Origin of the sequence: Intrasporangium sp. (assembly GCF_035280925.1) — a bacterium.
Classification (GTDB): domain Bacteria; phylum Actinomycetota; class Actinomycetes; order Actinomycetales; family Dermatophilaceae; genus Intrasporangium.
Genome location: NZ_DATEEY010000077.1, coordinates 1 through 2,429 on the forward strand (window position 1 = coordinate 1; position 2,429 = coordinate 2,429).

Consider the following 2,429-nt stretch of genomic DNA (forward strand, 5'->3'; position numbering starts at 1 on the left):
GTCCTTCCCGGTCTCCTCCTCGTCCTCGGTGGTGTCCTGCTCTGGGCCCTGATGGAGGGGACCACTCTCGCGTGGGGCATCTTCACGGCCAGCGTCGTCGTCGCCGTGGCCGGCGTCGCCCTTCAGTACCTTCTCCCCGGCCGCCGGATGCGTGAGCGAGGTGTCGCGTCCTCGACGCTCGCTCTGGCCGTTCTCCTCGGACTCGTCGGGATGTTCGTCATCCCGTTCGTGGGCGCCTTCGTAGGGTTCGTGCTCGGCATCTACCTCGTTGAGCTGGGTCGCAACGGGGATCGCCGCCAGGCCTGGGAACGCACGAAGCATGCTCTGGTCGGGGTCCTCCAGAGTGTCGGCATCGAGCTCGTCGCGGGACTGGGGATCGCCGCGCTCTACGTCGCGGGTCTGCTCGCCTCCTGAGCGCGTCCCTCGCGAGCGGCCCGAGAGACGCCAGCCCAAGAGACGCTCCGAGCCCGCCGGGGCTGGTCGACGCTCGAGGTCAGTGGTCGTTGTGGTCAGAGGTCGTTCTCGCGACTCACGGGTTGTTCTCGCGACGCTCCCAGCGCTCGTCGAGACGGTCCATGAAGGATCGTGAGCCCTTCCGGCGCGAGTCCTTGGCCCGCCCCTGGGTGCCGTCGGCGCGGACGACGGCGAGCCGGGCCTTGCGCGGTGGCGTGGCGGCGAAGACGGCCGAGGCGACCATGACGGCGAAGCCGATGGCACCGACCCACATCGTCGTGTTGACGCCCACGAGCACCAGGCCGAGACCGGCGACGACCCCGACGGCACCGATGACCCACCGGCGACGCTGGAGCGACGCGAGGGAGCTGCCCTGCATCTGCGAGGCGAACTTCGGGTCCTCGGCAGCGAGAGCCTGCTCCATCTGTTCGAGCATCTTCTGCTCGTGGTCTGAGAGGGGCACGGATCCTCCCGTTGTCGGCCCGGGACGTCCGGGCGGACGTCCCATGTTGTCCCTGAGCAATCAGGATAGGTCGCGAGGTGGCCTGGCGGAAGCCGATGTGTCACGTTGAACCAGACTCGCTGGCCTCACGGCACCGGAACCGAACCTCGAACGGGCCCGGTCGACCGCCCGGTCGGCGTCACGCCACCCGTGCTCGGGCTCCCCGATGACCCCCTGGATCGGCGCGCGGTCCGCCTCGACGAGCTTCTCGAGCCGGACCCCCACGAGCCGGATCCTCGCGCGCTGGAGTCCTAGGGCGTCGAAGAGCCCCACCGCGGCGTCGTGCACGGTGCGTCCGCTGTCGGTGGGCTCACGCAGGGTCCGTGACCGGGTGATGGTCGTGAAGTCACTGAACCTCACCTTGAGGGTGACGGTCCGGCCGGTGAGCCCCGCGGCCCGCATCCGGGCTGCGGTGCGCTCGCTGAGCGCGAGGAGGTGGCGGTGGATCTCCGTGGCGTCGTCGATGTCGTAGTCGAACGTCTCGTCGCTGCCGATGCTCTTCTCGCGCTGCTCACGTTCGACATGGCGGGGGTCGCGACCCCACGCCAGCTCGTGGAGGTGGTGCCCCGCCGCCTCCCCGAGGCCGCGCACGAGGGTCGTGAGCGGTGTGTGCGCGATGTCGGCGACGGTCCGCAGGCCGAGCCGGACGAGCGCTTCCTCGGTGCGCTCCCCCACTCCCCACAGCGCCCCGACCGGGAGCTGCTGGACGAACGGCACGACCTCGTTCCGCGGCACGACGACCATCCCGTCGGGCTTGGCGAGGCCGGATGCGAGCTTGGCGACGAACTTGCTCGGCGCGACCCCCACCGAGCACGTGATGCCCTGCTCGTCGTGGACGGTGTCGCGGATGTGCTGGCCGATCGTCGCCGGGCTGCCCATCCGCCGGACCGCGCCCGAGACGTCGAGGAAGGCCTCGTCGAGGGAGAGCGGCTCGATGACCGGGGTGACCGAGCGAAAGGTCTCCAGAACGGCCGCCGAGATCGCCGAGTACCGGGAGTGGTCGGGCGGCAGGACCGTGGCCTGCGGACACAGGCGGCGGGCTCGGGCCATCGGCATCGCGGAGGTGACGCCGAAGCGGCGTGCCTCGTAGGTCGCCGAGAGCACGACCCCGCGGTTGCCACCCCCGATGATCACCGGTGTGCCGGTGAGCTCGGGGTGGGAGAGCAGCGTCGCGGAGGCGTAGAACGCGTCCATGTCGACGTGGAGGACGGTGCAGCCGGTGTCGTCGGGCGGCTCGGCGGAGGCCCGCGAGGGGAGGGCGTACTGGCGACGGCTCATCGGTGACCCTGGCCGACGTCAGTCCCGGGTGGCGAGGACGTGCCGCACGCTGCCGAGCGCCCCGAGGAGCGGGTGGTCCGGATGGTGGCTCGCGACCTCCTCGAGCTCGAGGAGCGCGGTGCGGTCGGCCTCGGAGTCGACGAGCGCCGACGGGACGAGGTCACTGAAGATGCGCACGCCGTGGCTGTCGACGGGG

The 2,429-nt window shown here is 71.0% G+C and carries 3 protein-coding genes; 1 reads left to right on the forward strand and 2 read right to left on the reverse strand.

From position 1 onward, the window contains the following. A partial coding sequence (locus VJN29_RS08085; protein WP_324143116.1) for a DUF456 domain-containing protein occupies positions 1-414 on the forward strand: 414 nt, incomplete at its 5' end. Between the two features lie 115 nt (positions 415-529). On the opposite strand, the gene VJN29_RS08090 is transcribed toward VJN29_RS08085, so the two are convergent. Then, complete coding sequence (locus tag VJN29_RS08090; protein ID WP_324143117.1) at positions 530-916, reverse strand: DUF3040 domain-containing protein; 387 nt, start codon at positions 914-916, stop codon at positions 530-532. Between the two features lie 60 nt (positions 917-976). Further along, on the reverse strand, positions 977-2,233 hold the full coding sequence (gene dinB, locus VJN29_RS08095) for a DNA polymerase IV (protein WP_324143118.1): 1,257 nt from the start codon (positions 2,231-2,233) through the stop codon (positions 977-979). Positions 2,234-2,429 lie beyond the last annotated feature (196 nt).

Bases quoted from the DNA above. Each gene is read 5' to 3' on its own strand.
- dinB (WP_324143118.1), bottom strand. From the start codon at position 2,233: ATGAGCCGTCGCCAGTACGCCCTCCCCTCGCGGGCCTCCGCCGAGCCG.